The sequence below is a fragment of the Ktedonosporobacter rubrisoli genome (assembly GCF_004208415.1).
In the GTDB taxonomy this organism is placed as follows: Bacteria; Chloroflexota; Ktedonobacteria; order Ktedonobacterales; family Ktedonobacteraceae; genus Ktedonosporobacter; species Ktedonosporobacter rubrisoli.
Genome location: NZ_CP035758.1, coordinates 470,402 through 485,743, shown reverse-complemented (window position 1 = coordinate 485,743; position 15,342 = coordinate 470,402). Strand labels below are relative to the sequence as shown.

Annotated in this window: 16 protein-coding genes; 6 read left to right on the top strand and 10 right to left on the bottom strand. The window is 50.5% G+C overall.

Annotated elements, in window-relative coordinates:
• Positions 1-12: 12 nt before the first annotated feature.
• Together EPA93_RS02215 and EPA93_RS48960 are read right to left on the bottom strand one after the other, a co-directional pair.
• Positions 13-990: a cytochrome P450 family protein gene (locus tag EPA93_RS02215; RefSeq protein ID WP_207229418.1), complete on the bottom strand. Its 978-nt coding sequence runs from the start codon at positions 988-990 to the stop codon at positions 13-15.
• 29 nt (positions 991-1,019) lie between these two features.
• Positions 1,020-1,262 (bottom strand): hypothetical protein, encoded by a 243-nt coding sequence (locus EPA93_RS48960; RefSeq protein WP_207229417.1) that lies wholly within the window; start codon positions 1,260-1,262, stop codon positions 1,020-1,022.
• 322 nt (positions 1,263-1,584) lie between these two features.
• Here EPA93_RS48960 and EPA93_RS02210 point away from each other — a divergent pair, with 322 nt between their 5' ends.
• Genes EPA93_RS02210 through EPA93_RS02200 form a run of 3 tightly spaced genes read left to right on the top strand, consistent with a single transcriptional unit; the run spans position 1,585 to position 3,810 of the window.
• Positions 1,585-1,911, top strand: coding sequence for an ArsR/SmtB family transcription factor (locus EPA93_RS02210; RefSeq protein WP_129885469.1), 327 nt, complete (start codon positions 1,585-1,587; stop codon positions 1,909-1,911).
• Entirely contained in the window at positions 1,908-2,771 is an 864-nt protein-coding gene (locus EPA93_RS02205) for a PhzF family phenazine biosynthesis protein (RefSeq protein WP_129885468.1), read from the top strand. The genes EPA93_RS02210 and EPA93_RS02205 overlap by 4 nt, the downstream gene beginning before the upstream one ends.
• 28 nt (positions 2,772-2,799) lie before the next feature.
• Positions 2,800-3,810 carry an ornithine cyclodeaminase family protein gene (locus EPA93_RS02200; protein WP_129885467.1) on the top strand — a complete coding sequence of 337 codons (1,011 nt, stop codon included), beginning with the start codon at positions 2,800-2,802 and terminating at the stop codon, positions 3,808-3,810.
• 115 nt (positions 3,811-3,925) lie between these two features.
• On the opposite strand, the gene EPA93_RS02195 is transcribed toward EPA93_RS02200, so the two are convergent.
• Entirely contained in the window at positions 3,926-4,465 is a 540-nt protein-coding gene (locus EPA93_RS02195; RefSeq protein ID WP_129885466.1) for a GNAT family N-acetyltransferase, read from the bottom strand.
• A gap of 352 nt (positions 4,466-4,817) precedes the next feature.
• Positions 4,818-5,207, bottom strand: coding sequence for an ACT domain-containing protein (locus tag EPA93_RS02190; protein WP_129885465.1), 390 nt, complete (start codon positions 5,205-5,207; stop codon positions 4,818-4,820).
• A gap of 332 nt (positions 5,208-5,539) precedes the next feature.
• Here EPA93_RS02190 and otsB point away from each other — a divergent pair, with 332 nt between their 5' ends.
• Positions 5,540-6,346: a trehalose-phosphatase gene (gene otsB / locus EPA93_RS02185; protein WP_129885464.1), complete on the top strand. Its 807-nt coding sequence runs from the start codon at positions 5,540-5,542 to the stop codon at positions 6,344-6,346.
• A gap of 198 nt (positions 6,347-6,544) precedes the next feature.
• Here otsB and EPA93_RS02180 read toward each other — a convergent pair whose 3' ends face one another.
• From EPA93_RS02180 to EPA93_RS02165, 4 genes are all read right to left on the bottom strand, one after another.
• Positions 6,545-7,399, bottom strand: coding sequence for a DUF4097 family beta strand repeat-containing protein (locus EPA93_RS02180; RefSeq protein ID WP_129885463.1), 855 nt, complete (start codon positions 7,397-7,399; stop codon positions 6,545-6,547).
• A gap of 273 nt (positions 7,400-7,672) precedes the next feature.
• Entirely contained in the window at positions 7,673-8,536 is an 864-nt protein-coding gene (locus tag EPA93_RS02175; protein ID WP_129885462.1) for a DUF4097 family beta strand repeat-containing protein, read from the bottom strand.
• Positions 8,537-8,614: 78 nt separating this feature from the next.
• Entirely contained in the window at positions 8,615-10,222 is a 1,608-nt protein-coding gene (locus tag EPA93_RS02170) for a hypothetical protein (protein WP_129885461.1), read from the bottom strand.
• On the bottom strand, positions 10,219-11,121 hold the full coding sequence (locus EPA93_RS02165; protein WP_129885460.1) for an ABC transporter ATP-binding protein: 903 nt from the start codon (positions 11,119-11,121) through the stop codon (positions 10,219-10,221). The genes EPA93_RS02170 and EPA93_RS02165 overlap by 4 nt, the downstream gene beginning before the upstream one ends.
• Positions 11,122-11,361: 240 nt before the next feature.
• Here EPA93_RS02165 and EPA93_RS02160 point away from each other — a divergent pair, with 240 nt between their 5' ends.
• Both EPA93_RS02160 and EPA93_RS02155 read left to right on the top strand, forming a co-directional pair.
• The gene (locus tag EPA93_RS02160; protein ID WP_129885459.1) at positions 11,362-12,090 is read left to right on the top strand and encodes a helix-turn-helix domain-containing protein; all 729 of its coding nucleotides are present in this window, start codon (positions 11,362-11,364) and stop codon (positions 12,088-12,090) included.
• 197 nt (positions 12,091-12,287) lie between these two features.
• Positions 12,288-13,112 carry an alpha/beta hydrolase gene (locus EPA93_RS02155; RefSeq protein ID WP_129885458.1) on the top strand — a complete coding sequence of 275 codons (825 nt, stop codon included), beginning with the start codon at positions 12,288-12,290 and terminating at the stop codon, positions 13,110-13,112.
• A 7-nt stretch (positions 13,113-13,119) separates the two neighbouring features.
• On the opposite strand, the gene EPA93_RS02150 is transcribed toward EPA93_RS02155, so the two are convergent.
• Together EPA93_RS02150 and EPA93_RS02145 are read right to left on the bottom strand one after the other, a co-directional pair.
• Entirely contained in the window at positions 13,120-13,557 is a 438-nt protein-coding gene (locus EPA93_RS02150; protein ID WP_129885457.1) for an SRPBCC domain-containing protein, read from the bottom strand.
• Between the two features lie 261 nt (positions 13,558-13,818).
• Positions 13,819-15,231: an erythromycin esterase family protein gene (locus EPA93_RS02145; protein ID WP_129885456.1), complete on the bottom strand. Its 1,413-nt coding sequence runs from the start codon at positions 15,229-15,231 to the stop codon at positions 13,819-13,821.
• Positions 15,232-15,342: the final 111 nt, after the last annotated feature.

The following is a 15,342-nucleotide window of genomic DNA, read 5'->3' as shown; positions in this document are numbered from 1 at the left end:
AGTATTGAAAGTCTAGAACAATACTGGCAAGGCTTCCAGGCCACGCATGACGAGGTTGCCGCGCCAATGCAGTTGCTGTGCTGGAATAGCCAGGCGCAAATCTGGCATGCGCTGAACAAGCGTCTTGATGGCAATTTGCCCTTCCATGCGGCTCAGCGGGGCACCAAGGCAATAGTGTACGCCCTGCCCGAAGGCTAGATGCTTATTTTTCTCCCGAGTGATGTCGAGCATATCGGGCTCCTCAAAGTACCTGGGATCGCGGTTAGCCGAGCCGATCACAGCGACAACTAGCTCGCCGCGTGGAATGGTTACGCCTTCAAGCGTTATATCCTCGCGTGCGTAGCGTTCTGTTGCCATAACCAGAGGACACACGAAGCGCAAAAGCTCCTCAATCGCAGGCTTAATCAATTCAGGCTCGCTTCGCAACCTGGCCAACTGATCGGGATGCTCCAGCAGAGCCAGGATACCGCTCCCAATCAGATTCACAGTTGTTTCATGGCCCGCGATAAGCAACAGAAGGATCATTGCCAGGATTTCATCTTCGCTGAGCTGATCGCGGTCCTCGCGAGCTTGGGCTAAAGCTGTGATAAGATCATCTCCAGGCCGAGCTAGTCGAGTCTTGATAAGCTTCTTCAAGTAGCCTGCAAAGCTCAACATGGTGGGGATAAGCAGGATTCTATCAATACTGGCACCACCTGCCAGAAAGCGTCTTGCCCAGCGCCGAAACATTGGCGCGTCTTGGGCCGGGATGCCCAGGATACGTATAATCATCGTAAGCGGCAGAGGCAAGGCGAAGTCGGCGATCAGGTCCATGCTGGCGTGTGGCTCTACTTTGTCTAGCAACTCGTTGGTTAGGAGCTGTACTTGATCGCGCATTCGTTCAATCATGCTCGGCGTAAAGGCTTTGTGCACGAGCGTGCGCAGGCGGCCATGGTCGGGACCATCCAGCGCGAGCATATTGTGGTTAAGCCGTCTGAGCATAGGTGGCATCCAGGGTATCTTTTTCAGCTGTTCAGGCGTCAGCGCATTGTGGCGATCCTTGCAAAGCGCTCCTCATCTTTCAGGACGTAGCATACATCATCGTAACGGGTTACCAGCCAGGTACGCCCAATGCGCGGGAACATGATCGGAAGTACGGGAGCTTCGGCGCGTAAGCGAGCATATAACGGAAACGGATTGGCTTTAAAGCTAGCATTGCTGAAATCTTTCCACGCAAGAGAACTTGTCAAGCTGGCTGCTAAGGTAGCTTCGTTTGTCTTCATAGCCCCTCTATGCTTTCTGTTTTGCAAGTAGGAAGTTCATTGAAGTAGTATATATATTTTTTATACTATAGGCAAGTTTTGTGCATTATAGAAATGAAAGAAGGTTTAAGCAGTGTAGAAAGTTCATGCTGCAGATGAGAGAGCCCGAAATTATGTAGAAGCTAGTGCTGATCTGTTAAGCCTGTACTTAAGCCTGATTAGAAAAAGGGCATCGTTTGAGGAATGGCAAGCTTTGTGCCCATATCAAATTATGAGCGTTGGCCGTAATCCCTTGACAGGCAGGCCGATAATATGTTATTTAGCTAATATGCTAAATAACGAAATGGTTAGAAAAGTAAATCTACGTACGCTTAAGGCGTTAGCCAGTGAAACACGACTCGCCATCCTTGAGTGGCTCAAAGATCCTGTAGCGCACTTTCCGCCGCAGGTAGATGGCGATCTCATTCAGGATGGGGTATGCGCAGATTTCATTCGAGAAAAGCTAGGTATCTCTGCGGCTACCGCCTCGCGTCATCTCACGCTTTTGACTGAGGCCGGACTGTTGAACGCTACACGCAAGAAGGGTTGGACCTTTTATCGGCGTGACGAGCAAGCGCTCCAAAGCTTCTTCCAGCAACTGCAAGCATACCTATTGAAGGAAATCCCATGAGTCTTGAGTATTTTCATATGGATGTGTTCAGTCGTAGTCCGTACAGCGGCAATAGCCTGCCTGTGTTCCTTGAAGCTTCTGGCTTGAGCGCCCCACAGATGCTTCGTCTCACGCAGGAGTTGCGCCACTTTGAGGCAATTTTTCTTGAGCCGACCGGGCAGCTAAACAGAGTGCGGGCCCACGTCTTCGATATGTTTGAGGAACTGCCCTTTGCGGGCCATCCCGTTCTAGGAGCCGCTGCAGTTCTGCACTATACCTCGGGACTGACGAGCCCGCAGACCTGGCAGATCGAATTGCCCACAAAGGTCGTGAGCATTACTACTGAACAGACCGAATATGGATATGCTGGTCTGCTCGACCAGGGAAGGCCTGAGTTTCTGGGTGTGGTGAGCGAACGGGAACGATTTGCACAGGCCTTTGGCCTTGTCTCAGACGATCTTCATCCCGAACTCCCGCTTGAAGTAGTCAGTACAGGATTGCCTTACCTGATTCTTCCGCTCAGAGCAGGAGTGCTGGCCCGCGCCAGCATTTGCAACGACATATCCGAACTTTTGCAAGCAGTGAACGCTCAGTTTGCTGTGTTGTTCGACGAGACTGAGCTCGAAATACGGCATTGGAACAATGATGGGCTCATCGAGGATATTGCGACAGGTAGCGCGGCCGGTACCATCGGGGCCTATCGCCTTCGCCATAGACTGGCCTCTGGCGGTGAGCGCTTTATCTTGCAGCAAGGGCGTTTTGTTGGACGACCCAGCCTTTTGTATGTACAGCCCGAAGGCACGCCCGCAGCCGTTCAGACGGTCAAGGTGGGTGGAGATGTTGTACTGGTCGGGCGTGGCAGGATAGAGGTTTTGCCATGAATATTTCTTGCGAAGGAACTATCAGCCCATGGCCAGGTATTCTTGTGAAACTAAATATGATTGTGAGAGCACAATGAACGATTTACGTATTATTTCTGCTGCTGAGCTGCGCGCTAGCGTGCACTTTACTGATCTGATCGAACCAGTCTCACGCGCTTTTCAGGAATCCAGCGCTGGACTTGCTAACAACGGGTTGATCGTCATGTTTCCCGCTGCGAGCTCTGCCGAGGGCGACGTCTATGTCAAAACCGGGACGCTCAAGGGCCATGCAATCTTTATTGTCAAGGTTTCTCCCTGGTTCGCGATCAACCGTGATCTGGGAAGAGCACAGGGCGGCTTTATTGGCGTATTTGATAGCCAGACCGGTCATACGTTAGCCCTTCTCAACGAAGAACATTATCTCTCTGATATCCGCACTGCTGCAGCCGGAGCGCTTGCAGCCCGCGCTTTTGCGCCAGCAGTTGTTAAGACTGCTGGCGTGCTGGGAACTGGCGTTCAGGCTTTCTGGCAGGCGCAGGCGTTGTATCATGAACGGCCCTACGAGACTCTGATCATCTGGGCGAGGAGCCCCGAGAGTGCGGCCAGGCTCAAAGCAGACTTACAACCGGTTCTACCTCGGGTAGAAATCGTGATTGCCCATGATCTTGAAAGTACTGTGCGCATGGCAGACGTGCTTATCACCGCGACCTCAGCTCGCACTCCTCTGGTTCGTGGTGAGTGGCTGCATGCAGGACAGCATATTACTGCCCTTGGCGCAGACGATGCAACCAAGTGTGAACTTGACGTGACGGCCTTAAAGCGCGCGCGAGTGTTTGTCGACGCGCGCGAAACTACAGCTGCAGCCGGTGATATATATGCTGCCCTGCAAACCGGAGAGTACGCGCTGACTGAGGTATGTGGCGAAGTTGGCGAGGTGCTGGCTGGCCAAAAGCCTGGACGGGTTTCTCCGCAGGATATTACCATTACCAAATTTATAGGGCTCGGCGCACAGGATCTGGTGGCCGCTGAAGTCTCGCTTAAGAAACTTGCAGCTATGTAAGTGCGCTGCCATTGGAGCTGTACAACTGGTGCTTTCCTCCCGCCATTTGAAATGCAAAATGGCGGGAATACATTTAACCTTTGCCGTAGTGGGGTAGACTCCTGGCCGAAAGTTTTTATAAGATACCCTCCTTGAGGGCAAGCTCCATGATATAAAATGTTTGTTGGCCTGCTGAGAACTGCGCAGATTTCTGTTGAACAGGCTTGAAGCCTGCACGCTTAAAGAAGGCTAAAGCAGCCGTGTTGAGCTCCAAAACACTGGCGCGTAAACGCGACCAGCCGCGCTCTTCGCGACAATGTGCAATCAAGCATTGTAATGCCTCAGTTCCCAGTCCATGCCCTTGGTAGTCTGCGTGGATCATGAGCATACCAAGCCAGGGCAGCCCATCGCTCTCATTTTCGTCAAGATAATCAATGTAGCCAATTGCCTCGTTGTTTGCCTTTAGATAGCAAGCAAGCGAATGACGACCCGGCATAAGTTGGGCAATAGACCAGTCACGTTGCCAGCGTTCCAGATCATAACGGCCTGCCACTCCCTCCGAGCCCTCGACTAACTCTCGATATGCTGGATTGCTGAGATAGACCGGTAAGACTTCAGCTAGAGTATCTGCCGACATTTCGCGCAAATGCAGATGCGGGCTGTCAAGTTCTTTCATGTCTTCCTCTTTCCTGACTGCATGCCTTTGCTAAAGATTCATATCTAATTAGATTTATATCAAATGAGAAAAGTAATGTCAAGATTCAGATCGGAAAATTGCGGATTTTCGCTTGCTGTTGGTTGGGATAAGCCAGGAACTTTATATGTATGGCTTTATATAAGAGGAGGAGCTTCACCAGCGCCTTTCGGTGAAGCTCTTCTACTTTCAAATATCTTCTGTCGACTAATCGATGCAGGCTATGAAGTCGCACCGCTCAACGAGGCATATGCTGCATACGCCACTTCATCAACCGACAAAAATGTTGAGACCGTCGCAAAGAGATGGTCTTTAAAAATCCAGTTTCATTGTCTTAGGCAATAGTATGGCCAGCATCTTTTAAAGTCTGGATGGCGCGGGCCAGGTCGTGTTCTTTGACCAGCACATGGTCAGTATCGTAGGTTGAGATGGCAAAAATACCGATGTTGGCCTGGGCAAGCGGAATGGTGACGGAATTGAGTATGCCAACCAGCGAGAAAGGGAATGGTCCATGCAGCTTGAAGCTGCGCCAGCCGCGATCTGCCTTGATATCTGGCGGAACTTTCTCCTCTGCACAGACGATAGAGAGCTCATCAGACGTACGCGTGATGGAGACAAAGGGCGCGTCCTGGGCCCAACGAGGAAGTTCAGCGCTTGCTTCCAGTTGGCAAATAGCCAGCGTTTCGGGAGAGAGTGAAAGGGTTTGCGGATGAATATCTGTCATGAAACTACTCCTTATACAATGAAGCGGAACAAAAAAGCCAGGGCGATGTAGAGCTATCTTGACATTATATCAGTATAACTCCCTATACCGAGCAAGGACAAAACGTATTGCCCTGGCCCATCTCTATTCTTGCCTCGCTGATCAGCATTCTGCTGTCTACGATGCATAGAATTGTGCTGACTCAACAGGCAGCCGATTTAAGGCATCCGTCCAAAGCTGAATAGAGCTTAAGGGGAAGCAAGCACTAGGGTCACATACTTCTTGGGCTGCTTGACAGATTGATGATGCATCGGCCATAGTAAGAAAAATGCTAGAACCACGGAGACCTTTAGATGACATCGATTGACCTCGCGACTATCCTTGGCCAGCAGCCTCTTGGCCTGATTTTCGATATCGACGGAACGCTCGCATCAATGACCCCTACGCCTGATGGAGCACAGCTTTGGCCTGGCGTTGCCGAAGATCTGAGGCGGCTGCGCCAATATGGGCATGTGGCGATCCTGACCGGGCGGCTCGTTGAGGATGGTGCCCGCATTGTTAACGTTGAGGGATTGACATACATTGGCACCCATGGCCTGGAATGGTGCGACGATCTGCCCACCCAGCGCTCAGTCCAGTTGCTACCAGAAGCTCAGCCCTATGCTGAACCCGGCAAGCAGCTCTTTGATCTCCTAGAACAACAGCTGTCATCTTTGCCCGGCGTGATCCTGCAGCGCAAACGTGTGGGCGGAACTGTGCACTATCGGCAAGCTCCATCACTTGAAGAGACAAGAAAGCAACTCCTGGCCCTACTCGAAGTGCCGGCTCAGCGCCTTAAGATGCGCTTGAGCGAGGGTAGGGGCCTGATCGAGATTCTTACACCGCTTACAGTGAACAAAGGGGAGGCCTTACGTCGCTATGTGCAGCGCTTTGGTTTGCAAGGGGTGATCTTTGCCGGCGATGATCTAACCGATCTCGATGCTGTCCTGGAATTGCGTCGTCTGCGTCATGAGGGGCTGGCAACCATGTCCATTATTGTACGACATGCTGGCACATTGCCAGCTATGCTCGAACATGGAGACTACGTTGTGGATGATGTGGCCGGCATGGCCGAGCTGCTCCATAGCATCGTAGATCGGTTAGAGCAGCCGAGGGAATAGTCAGTTCCGCCTACGCGATATTTGTTGAGTATACATCTGGCCCAAGTGTTTAGTGTGCGTCTTGCTATTTCCATTGAGAAAAGCGCTGGCACTCAAGGCTGGAATTGAACACTATTTTCAGAAGTTTTTGCAAAAAACTGGATACCCGCTCGGTATGAACGGGCATCCAGTTGCAAGAGAAGGACGTCAAAGAAGTGATCAGCCTTCTTTCTTTAACGTGATATCGCCGCTACTAGTCTGGATTGCTAGCTTTGCGCGTGGCTCGCCCCCCACTTCTTTGCTGTTAAAGGCGTTATGCACATCTCCCGAATGGGTCGAGGTTTGCAAGCTAAAGGCGGCGCTGGCAGGTAGATTCATAATCACATTGCCGCTGCTCGTTTGAACCTGGTAGCTTCCTTGTGGATCTAATGTGCCAGTGAAGCGGATTGTCCCGCTCGAAGCTTTCAGCGCAGATTGGCCCTTCAGCTTCGCTTGGTCGAGATTAATGTTGCCACTGTTCGTCTGTACCGTGATCTGTCCATCCACATCTGAGGCCTGGATATCTCCACTGCTAGCCTGTAAAGTAAGCTGGCCGCTAACGCCTTTGATATCAAGGTCTCCTGCCCCGCTGTGTGTCTCTACTGTGCTTGTGCGTGGAATCGTTATATCAATATTAAATCTTTTTGAGCCTGCGATCACAGTATGGTCTGTCTGGATGTCAACGGTAACTGTGTCTCCGCTCTGGGCTGTGTTCACCTTCAAGGATTTGGGGTCTAAGTTAGGGCCGATATCCAGACCGGTTGCCGACATTCTGGCATTGACTGTCATTTTGCCAGCGTCGCCAGCATGAATATGAATACTTGCCTGATCTGACTTCACGACGAGTTTGGCCTGTGCTCCTACAGTAAAAGTTCGCGTGGGCTGCGAACTGCTGACATGCTGCACCCCTAGAGATGAGCTGCAGGATGTCAGAAAGCTTCCAATGAGCAGGATCGTGCAGGACAGAAAGATGAGCGAGAAACGCCGCGTAGCCTGGCGGCGAGAAATTTTTAATACCTCTGGCCAATCCTTCATAATTTATTATCTCCTTTTACTTACAGATTGATTATGAGAACTTTTGCTGCAACACCATTTTTTAGTAGAAATTATATTTCAATTAGTGAGCTCTGCTATGAGATGGCAGAACTAAATGGGCCACGCAGTTCGATAGAGCGAATATCTTAACATAGTGCAAGCTTAAATAAAAATAGCCAGATGTTCTCTATGTGCTGGCCCTGGCTCCAAAGAGGATGCCCGCCCGCGTTGGGCAGGCATCCCACAGGTTGGGAAGAGCCAGCCAGACTGCAATTACCCCTCTTTCTTTACAGCGATATCCCCGGTATTGCTCTGAATCTCTAGCCTGGCCCGTGGTTCGCTGCCCACCTCTTTGCTGTCAAAGCTGTTGCGAATACGTCCATCATTGCTTGAGGTCTTCAGGCTAAAGGCGGCATCAGGCGGCAAATTCATTGTGATACGGCCATCGCGGGTCTTCACCTGATAGCTGCCCTGGGGATCTAGAGATCCGTGAAAATTGATATCGCCGGTACTCGTTTTCAAGCGTGACTGACCCTTCAGGCTGGCCTTCTGAAGCTCGATGCGCCCATCGTTACTCTCAATTGTCATTGGCCCATCAACATTGCTTACGTGTATATCGCTGCTACCGGTATTTATCGCAAGCGATCCACTTACATCTTCAACCTCAACCTTGCCTGTACTATCGTGTACCTCGACAGCGCAGGAATGAGGGACCGTGATAGCAACATTAAAGTGCTCCGAGCCCACAACAGACGTATTAGCTTTGGCGTTAACAGTAACAGTGTCGCCTTTCTGGCTTGTGTCAATCTGCATTGTGTTGGAGTCCAATTGGGAATCGAGGCCTATGCCAATCGCCGAGAACTTCGCATTGACAGTGATCTTGTCGCTATTGCCAGAATGGATCTGGACATCGGCGATGCCAGTAGAAAACACCAGCCTGGCCTGTGTGCCTACGGTGAATGAGCGTTCAGGCAGAGAAGTATTCACTTGTTTCATAGTGCTTTTTACGTTTGTGGCTAGATCACAGGCTGCCAGGGCACCTCCAATGAGCAGGATCGCGCAGAGTAAGAAGATGAGCGAAAGGCAGCGCGAAGCTCTTCGCGTAGAAATTTTCGATTGAGCTTGCCAATCCTTCATAAACTGTCTCCTTATGCTGGAAAAGGCCAGAGTACTAATATTTTTCCTTGATAGAAAAGGCTATAATGCCAGACAGGCTCATATCTGAAGCTGCCTTTTGCGACCGATAAAAGCCAGGACCAGAAACAGCGCGGCAAGTAGCAGATAGGCTAGCGTGCGCAGCCCGGCCGAACTTGCCGGCTCGGTTCCCATATAGTCAAGCGGCGATAAATGATTCATCGGGCCAACATACCACCAGGCCAGATAGATGAATTCAAACAAACGGCCATTGCCCACCCATATGCCTGCAACGATAGCCAGAGAAACTATAAAGAGCGCACCTACAAGTAAGACCAGCAGGCCGGTGAGGTCACCCAGCAAGAGGAAACGAAAGAGCATGCCACTGGCCATCAATAGTGTGCAAAGCACGGCTGCCAGGCATTGCATGGGAAACTGTCTCAAAAGAGGATGGGCCGTTGAGAATACCAGCTGATTGGTGCGAAAGCGCATTTCCCGGCTGCCCAGGCCTGACCAGATGAACAAGGGCCAGATCCAGGCCAGCGGATAGAACGCGCCTCGGGCAATAGCTGGAGGTACGATAAGCATTGCCACATTGAGGAGCAGGGTAATCGCGTACCACCAGGGCGAGAGCCCTTTTAGCAATATGAGAACTTCACCGATCAACACAGTGAGCCAGCGCGTTTGTGTCCGCGCGTGGGCAAGTGACGTAAGGCGAATGTCTACTGGAGCTGGCTCCGGTTCTGCAACGATCTGATTTTTTCGCATTTCCAGGAAATTGCTCAGGCGTTTGCGCGGCGGCATGCTGCGTGCTGGATCGAAGCGCGTAAAGAAGAGCGCCGCCAGCAGGGCCAGGGCAATAGCCAGCGCCAGCCAGAAGAAGCGCTGAAGCAGAATATCTCCCGTCCAGTGTATACCCTGCCAGATGAAAAAGTGTAGCTTCTCTGGCTTATCGACTTCCGTCAGACCGATAGAGACTTCACCATCGAAACCAGGAAACTTTTGTAGGAAGATGGTATGGAGTTGTTTTAAAGGGATGGAGAAGCCGAACGGATCAAGCGTGATTGGCATGCCGGCGATAGAAGTGCCCTTTTGCGAGGCGATCAAGCCAGCCAGACAGAGTATAAAGTAGATAGTATTACCCAGGCTGCCGCGCAGCCAGGCAATAGTCTCAAACAGAACTGCCAACGCAGCCGGCAAGGCAATAGCCGGCAGGGTAAGGAGCAGGAAAGGATTCAAAAGGGTCCAGAGATCGAGATGCATATCTTCGGCCCTGATGAGCTGAATAATACCTGCGGCAAGGGCCGTCACCCCAACCAGCGTAGCCAGTACCGCGAAATTGCTTAACATCTTTCCCAGCGTGTACATGGGCTTGCTTAGTGGGGTCGTGGCAATAATCTGACCAACGCCCGTTAGCTGATCGCGTTCGATAGTGTTCTTGACAACATAAAAACCTGCCAGAGAGAGCCAGAAAGCCGTGAGAACTCCTATTTGCATCCCTACCCAGGCCGAGTTATAAATGCCTCGATATGCACCAAAGCTTAATGTTCTATACACTGCATTTTTGTCTGGCAGATAGAAGTAAGCGGCTACTATCGTCACAACTAGTGTGATAAAGAAGCTATAGCGCCGCGTGCGTTCGAGAAAATCGGCCCGCGCCAGATGGTAGAGAGCGCGCAACTGAGTCATACCTGACCTCCATGAACTAATCCCAGCTGAGATCGATTGGGAGCAGTGTTATAGAGGTAGGCATCTTCCAACGTTGGTGGCACGGGCTTTGCGCCAAAGAGCGGCGAAGCCTCGGCTAGTACGCGCACATGCACCCCATCGCTGCGGCGTAAGGTCCCACTCACCATATAGTGCTTGCGCATCATGGGCAGATCGTTACTGTTTACTACCACCTCCCATACTTTATTCTCGACCTGGCGCAAGAGCTGCTCCGGTGAAGCATGCAAAAGCAGGTGCCCTTCATTAACCAGGGCAATCGAGGTTGCGGTGGCCTCGACGTCCGAGACAATATGGGTAGAGAGAAGCACTATTCTTTCACCAGCGAGATCGGTGAGCAGATTGCGGAAGCGCACGCGTTCCTCAGGGTCCAGGCCCACAGTTGGCTCATCGACTATCAATAGTTGTGGATCGTTGAGCAGCGCCTGGGCGATCCCAACACGCTGGCGCATGCCTCCAGAATAACCACCAAGCTGCCGCTTACGCGCACTCGCCAGGTTCAGGCTTTGCAGTAATTCGTCAATGCGTTTGCGGGCGGCCCTGGCCTCTAGCCCTTTGATAGCGGCCATATACTCTAGAAATTCTTGGGCGCTTAGATTGGGGTAGACGCCAAAGTCCTGGGGCAGATAGCCCAGAACTGCGCGCAGCTCATTTGGCTTGTGCGCAATGTTGAGCCCATTCCAGGTAACCGTTCCCTCAGTTGCCTTTGTAATCGTGGCGAGAATGCGCATGAGCGTCGATTTTCCGGCGCCGTTGGGGCCGAGCAGCCCTAGAATCCCGGGTCCCAGGTCCAGGCTGAACTCTTGTAATCCCCAGAAACCGCCGCGATACTTTTTTCCAACATTTTCTATAGTTAGTCTCATAATTCCTTGTACCCTTGTCGAAGATGATCAAAAAGTTATTAAATGTATATCTATGAGCTCAAGTATGCCTGACAAGGAGTTGCAATACTATGAAGAATACTTGCCGGAGACTGGACAAGTACTTAACTTTTGGCTGCTAAAATCGTATTGGTAAGCAATGAGTACCATTTTTGCTGCTTTCATCTGGACAAGCGCTTTATGATATGGTCATAATTTAGTCAGCAACAAAGGTTTACATGGATGAATAAAGTTATTAATTATCGCCTTAGACAAGAGAGAGAGAGTCGCGGCTGGTCACAGGCAAGAGTTGCTGAGCAGATCGGTACTGATGCCGTTAATATAAGTCGCTGGGAGCGTGGCCATGCCATGCCGTCTCCCTATTTTCGCGAAAAGCTGTGTCAACTCTTTGAAAAGAGCGCTCAGGAGCTGGGGTTTCTTCCCGACCCACGCAGCGAGAGCGAACCGATACCAGTGCTTATTTCTGATATGCCCAGCCCTACTTTTCCCGCCAGGCCAGAAAATAGCTACTACCAATTATTTGAGCCACAGGTACAGATCCTTGATCAGTTTTCACGGTTGCTGGCTAGCTTTAGTTATGTGCTTGGCTGCTTAAGTGGTCTCTTCATTTTTCTTTTAATCAATAAGGGAAATCGTTTTGTACGCTTTCACAGCCTGCAATCCACTCTCTTTTTTGCCAGCTCTCATATCCTCTCCTTGCTTTTGCTGATAGCTATGCGGGTGCTGCCTAAGCATAGTACCGACATCTTTCAAACCCTGCTCGAAGTTGGCATTCCACTTCTTCTCATGGTGCTTAATCTCTTTACCTGCGTAGTCTGGTTTGTAGGAATAATTCAAGCCTGGCGTGGAAAATACTATGAACTCCCCTTTATTGGTCAGTTAAGCATAAAAATTACCGCTTCAGGACAGGCGCAGCCTGGAGCGCGTGTAAAAGAGGAAAGGGTGCAGTAAGAATTTTCTGCGCAATGTTGGTGGTTAGCCTTGCCTCACGGGTGATCAGGAATGGGGACTGGTTTAAAGCTGAGCTCTCGACAAAGCTGTGTATTGTGCACTAGATCGCAGCTTTTTCGGACAAGATCGCATATACTGAATTTAGATCGATAGTGTGGTATCTGATATTTATTTCATAAGAACGGTTGTAAAGACGTATGCGAGAGGCTAGAGAGCTGGATAAGCTGCACGTCGTCTATCGACTCCCCGCTATGAAGCAAGTATTGGTGCGCAAAGATATCATCTACAAGACTGTAGAGGGTAAAGACCTGAAGCTGGATATCTACTATCCTCCTAACATGCCGCCAGCTACTTGTCGATCTGCGGTAATCCTTGTGCATGGAGGCGCGCAAGAAGCCCAGGTAGAGCATATACGCGAGGATCTGCAATATGTCTCCTGGTGCAGGTTGATTGCCGCCTCTGGCTTGATTGCTGTTCTCTTCCAGCATCGCTCCGATGATAATTATCGGAGGATTACCTCGGTCGGCCGCGATGTATCGGACCTGTTCGCCTTTGTGCAGCAGCAGGGAACGGCCCTGGGAATTGATCCGCGCGCGCTAGGGATATGGTGTTGTTCAAGCGGCGCTCTCTATGGTTTAAGCGCAGCCTTACGCGGCACTCAGGCCTATATTCGCTGCCTTGTGGCTTATTATGGGGGCATGACGCTATTGAACCACAAATATTTTCATTTTAGTCCTGAAGAGGAAGAGATAGTAAGAGTTTATTCGCCAGACTATCTCTTGAGCTGCGCCGATGCGGCAAAGGTTGCGCCTTTGTTCATCGCGCGCGCCGGACAGGATCGCCCCTTCCTTAACGAGATTCTCGACGAATTTGTTATGCTGGCCTGCCGGCGCAACGTACCGCTCACCTTAATGAATCATCCAACAGGCGTGCATGGCTTTGATATTCTCAATAACGATGCTCGCACGCACGAAATTATCAAGGCCACGCTGGCCTTCCTGGCGACTCACCTTGCTCCGTAATTGCGAGCTACCTGCTTTCCGCAAGTTCTTTGATCTTTGGCAGAGAGGTTTCCCAGCTTTGCAGCGCGCCTGGATAACATGCTTCATGTTCAGGCGTATCTCCAAAGTTTCCGACTGTGACGGAGAGATGGGTATGGCCATCTTGCTCGTCAAGCCGGTACGTGATTTCTTCTTGCTTGATTAAGTATGGATTGTTGACTTGAAAACTGAAGCTCAGGAGCGTATATGGCTGCGCAAGAGAGATTGTGCCTTGCGAACCAACTGTACCATCAGCAAGCTGCCAGATTACTGAGCTACCTGTTTGCCAGTCCGACTCTAAAAGAGCGAAGTCGGGCCACCAGAGCCTTACCCATTCCCGCGCATATTCAGGCCTGGTCAGTACTTCCCATACTTTTGTGGCCGGAGCAGCTATCGTCACTGATTTATCCACAAAAAGTTCTCTCATATTTCTCCTCTTGCTATGCAATTTCAGATAACTGAAGGAATGCCATTCTAAGTATAGGCAGGTAATATCAGCGCGACTTCTCGAATCTTGCTATTTTCATAATATCTGTTTCTCTAGCTGTTGCAAAACAAACAGCAATAGCTAGAGACGAAAGGGCCTGCAGAGCACACAATGCCCGGATGCTGGACAACCTCTCAGCACCCGGATGCTATGCAATTTCAATGTGTTTTAAATCGGCTCCTGACTCTGATCCGCGCCTGCTTAAAGCAAATGAGAAGGTGTAACGTGCTGGATATGGAGCACGATGTCAAACGAATCTCCTAGAGAGCCAGTCGAGTAGTCCTGACCAGCTTGATAAGCGGCCCCGATATCGTAAACCGGGCGCGCTTGACGGAACCAGGAACTTACTTGAGGGGGAGCAGCATGGAGATCAAGGAGATAATTAGAAATGTTCACTTTACCAAGTACTCCCTCGTAGCTATCTGGTCGAGCTCCTCCTAGCGTAAAGACCTGCGGCTTTGCAGCCTTTCCGCTCGCATCCAGGGCATTGAACGAACCTTCAAAGAAACTGGAACCGATATTGAGATAGCCTTTTCCCAGGAGGTCGTGCAAAAATGCTCCCTGTACCTTGGGATAGAATTTAGGAATAAAGCTCTTATAGGCTATGTGGTCGTTATGGGCTGAGAGGAGAATCTTGCCGCCAGTCTGTTTATTCCACCATGCTATATTCTCGGCCATCTCGGAATCACGATATAACATACCTTGAGCGTTCTGGTTTGGCTTCGTATAGTCAAATGAGTACAGTTTTGCAGATTCCGCGATGATATGTGCCCCTTGTAAGATCCAGCTATATTGCTGGCGTTCGGCATCTGCTTTAAAGGAGGACTCTTGCTGACGTAAGAGATCATAGGCTTGCTGAGCCTGCTCTGCCTGCCTTTGCCGCTCTGCTAGCGGGATCTTCTGCATATGCTCAAGGAGATAGCTACTTACATTGGTTCCGCTATCCTGATGTAGCCCTTGATAGAGCTGTTCAACTTTGGTAGCTAATGCTGGGAAATGTTGTTGTAGATAGCCTTCTACGCGCGCATACACAACCGGCCCCGGATAGCTTGCATCGTCGCCCATGAAGCGCAATTTTTGCTGATGAGCGGGGCTGGCATTGTAGGAGCGCATCCATTCCAGCAGGTTCATATATTCCTGGGTATTCCAGATCCAGGGGCTCTGATCTCCACCCTCGCCAAACTCGTTATGCATAATCTCTTTGAGATTTCCTTTGCCATAGAGCACATAGTCATCAAGCAGCAAACCAGCTCCCCAGCCAGCCTCTAAGGCAAACGTAGTAAATCCCTTGTTTTGTACAAGATCTTCAAATATGCGCTGCTTTATCGTCGAGAACTCGTGTGAGTTATGTGTGGCTTCTCCAATGCCAATAACCCTGGCGTCGCCTATGATCTGGTTCACCGGGCTGAGGTCGCTAAGCTTACCTCCTGGTTCAGTGTTCGCCAGTGGATAGGCATGCTGCTTGATCCATGAGGAGACAAGATCAGTTTGAGATGGTTGAGCTTTCGTCTGGGCGTTGCTCCCGTTAGTCGCACAAGCAGTGCCTAGTAGTCCGATGCATATATAGAGTAGAAGAGTTCTTATGAGAACATTTTTAGCGCCAAGTTGGTGCATAATAAAACCTTTCTTTCTGTATTACTATTTCCATCTGGAAAGATGGGAGCCTTAGTAGTATGCAGTAAAGAAAGGCTTTAGCACCATGCAGAATACTTGCCGATGATTGAA

Coding starts and splice junctions, on each gene's coding strand:
- EPA93_RS02215 (WP_207229418.1), bottom strand. CDS start 990: ATGCCACCTATGCTCAGACGGCTTAACCACAATATGCTCGCGCTGGAT.
- EPA93_RS48960 (WP_207229417.1), bottom strand. CDS start 1,262: ATGAAGACAAACGAAGCTACCTTAGCAGCCAGCTTGACAAGTTCTCTT.
- EPA93_RS02210 (WP_129885469.1), top strand. CDS start 1,585: ATGGTTAGAAAAGTAAATCTACGTACGCTTAAGGCGTTAGCCAGTGAA.
- EPA93_RS02205 (WP_129885468.1), top strand. CDS start 1,908: ATGAGTCTTGAGTATTTTCATATGGATGTGTTCAGTCGTAGTCCGTAC.
- EPA93_RS02200 (WP_129885467.1), top strand. CDS start 2,800: ATGGCCAGGTATTCTTGTGAAACTAAATATGATTGTGAGAGCACAATG.
- EPA93_RS02195 (WP_129885466.1), bottom strand. CDS start 4,465: ATGAAAGAACTTGACAGCCCGCATCTGCATTTGCGCGAAATGTCGGCA.
- EPA93_RS02190 (WP_129885465.1), bottom strand. CDS start 5,207: ATGACAGATATTCATCCGCAAACCCTTTCACTCTCTCCCGAAACGCTG.
- otsB (WP_129885464.1), top strand. CDS start 5,540: ATGACATCGATTGACCTCGCGACTATCCTTGGCCAGCAGCCTCTTGGC.
- EPA93_RS02180 (WP_129885463.1), bottom strand. CDS start 7,399: ATGAAGGATTGGCCAGAGGTATTAAAAATTTCTCGCCGCCAGGCTACG.
- EPA93_RS02175 (WP_129885462.1), bottom strand. CDS start 8,536: ATGAAGGATTGGCAAGCTCAATCGAAAATTTCTACGCGAAGAGCTTCG.
- EPA93_RS02170 (WP_129885461.1), bottom strand. CDS start 10,222: ATGACTCAGTTGCGCGCTCTCTACCATCTGGCGCGGGCCGATTTTCTC.
- EPA93_RS02165 (WP_129885460.1), bottom strand. CDS start 11,121: ATGAGACTAACTATAGAAAATGTTGGAAAAAAGTATCGCGGCGGTTTC.
- EPA93_RS02160 (WP_129885459.1), top strand. CDS start 11,362: ATGAATAAAGTTATTAATTATCGCCTTAGACAAGAGAGAGAGAGTCGC.
- EPA93_RS02155 (WP_129885458.1), top strand. CDS start 12,288: ATGCGAGAGGCTAGAGAGCTGGATAAGCTGCACGTCGTCTATCGACTC.
- EPA93_RS02150 (WP_129885457.1), bottom strand. CDS start 13,557: ATGAGAGAACTTTTTGTGGATAAATCAGTGACGATAGCTGCTCCGGCC.
- EPA93_RS02145 (WP_129885456.1), bottom strand. CDS start 15,231: ATGCACCAACTTGGCGCTAAAAATGTTCTCATAAGAACTCTTCTACTC.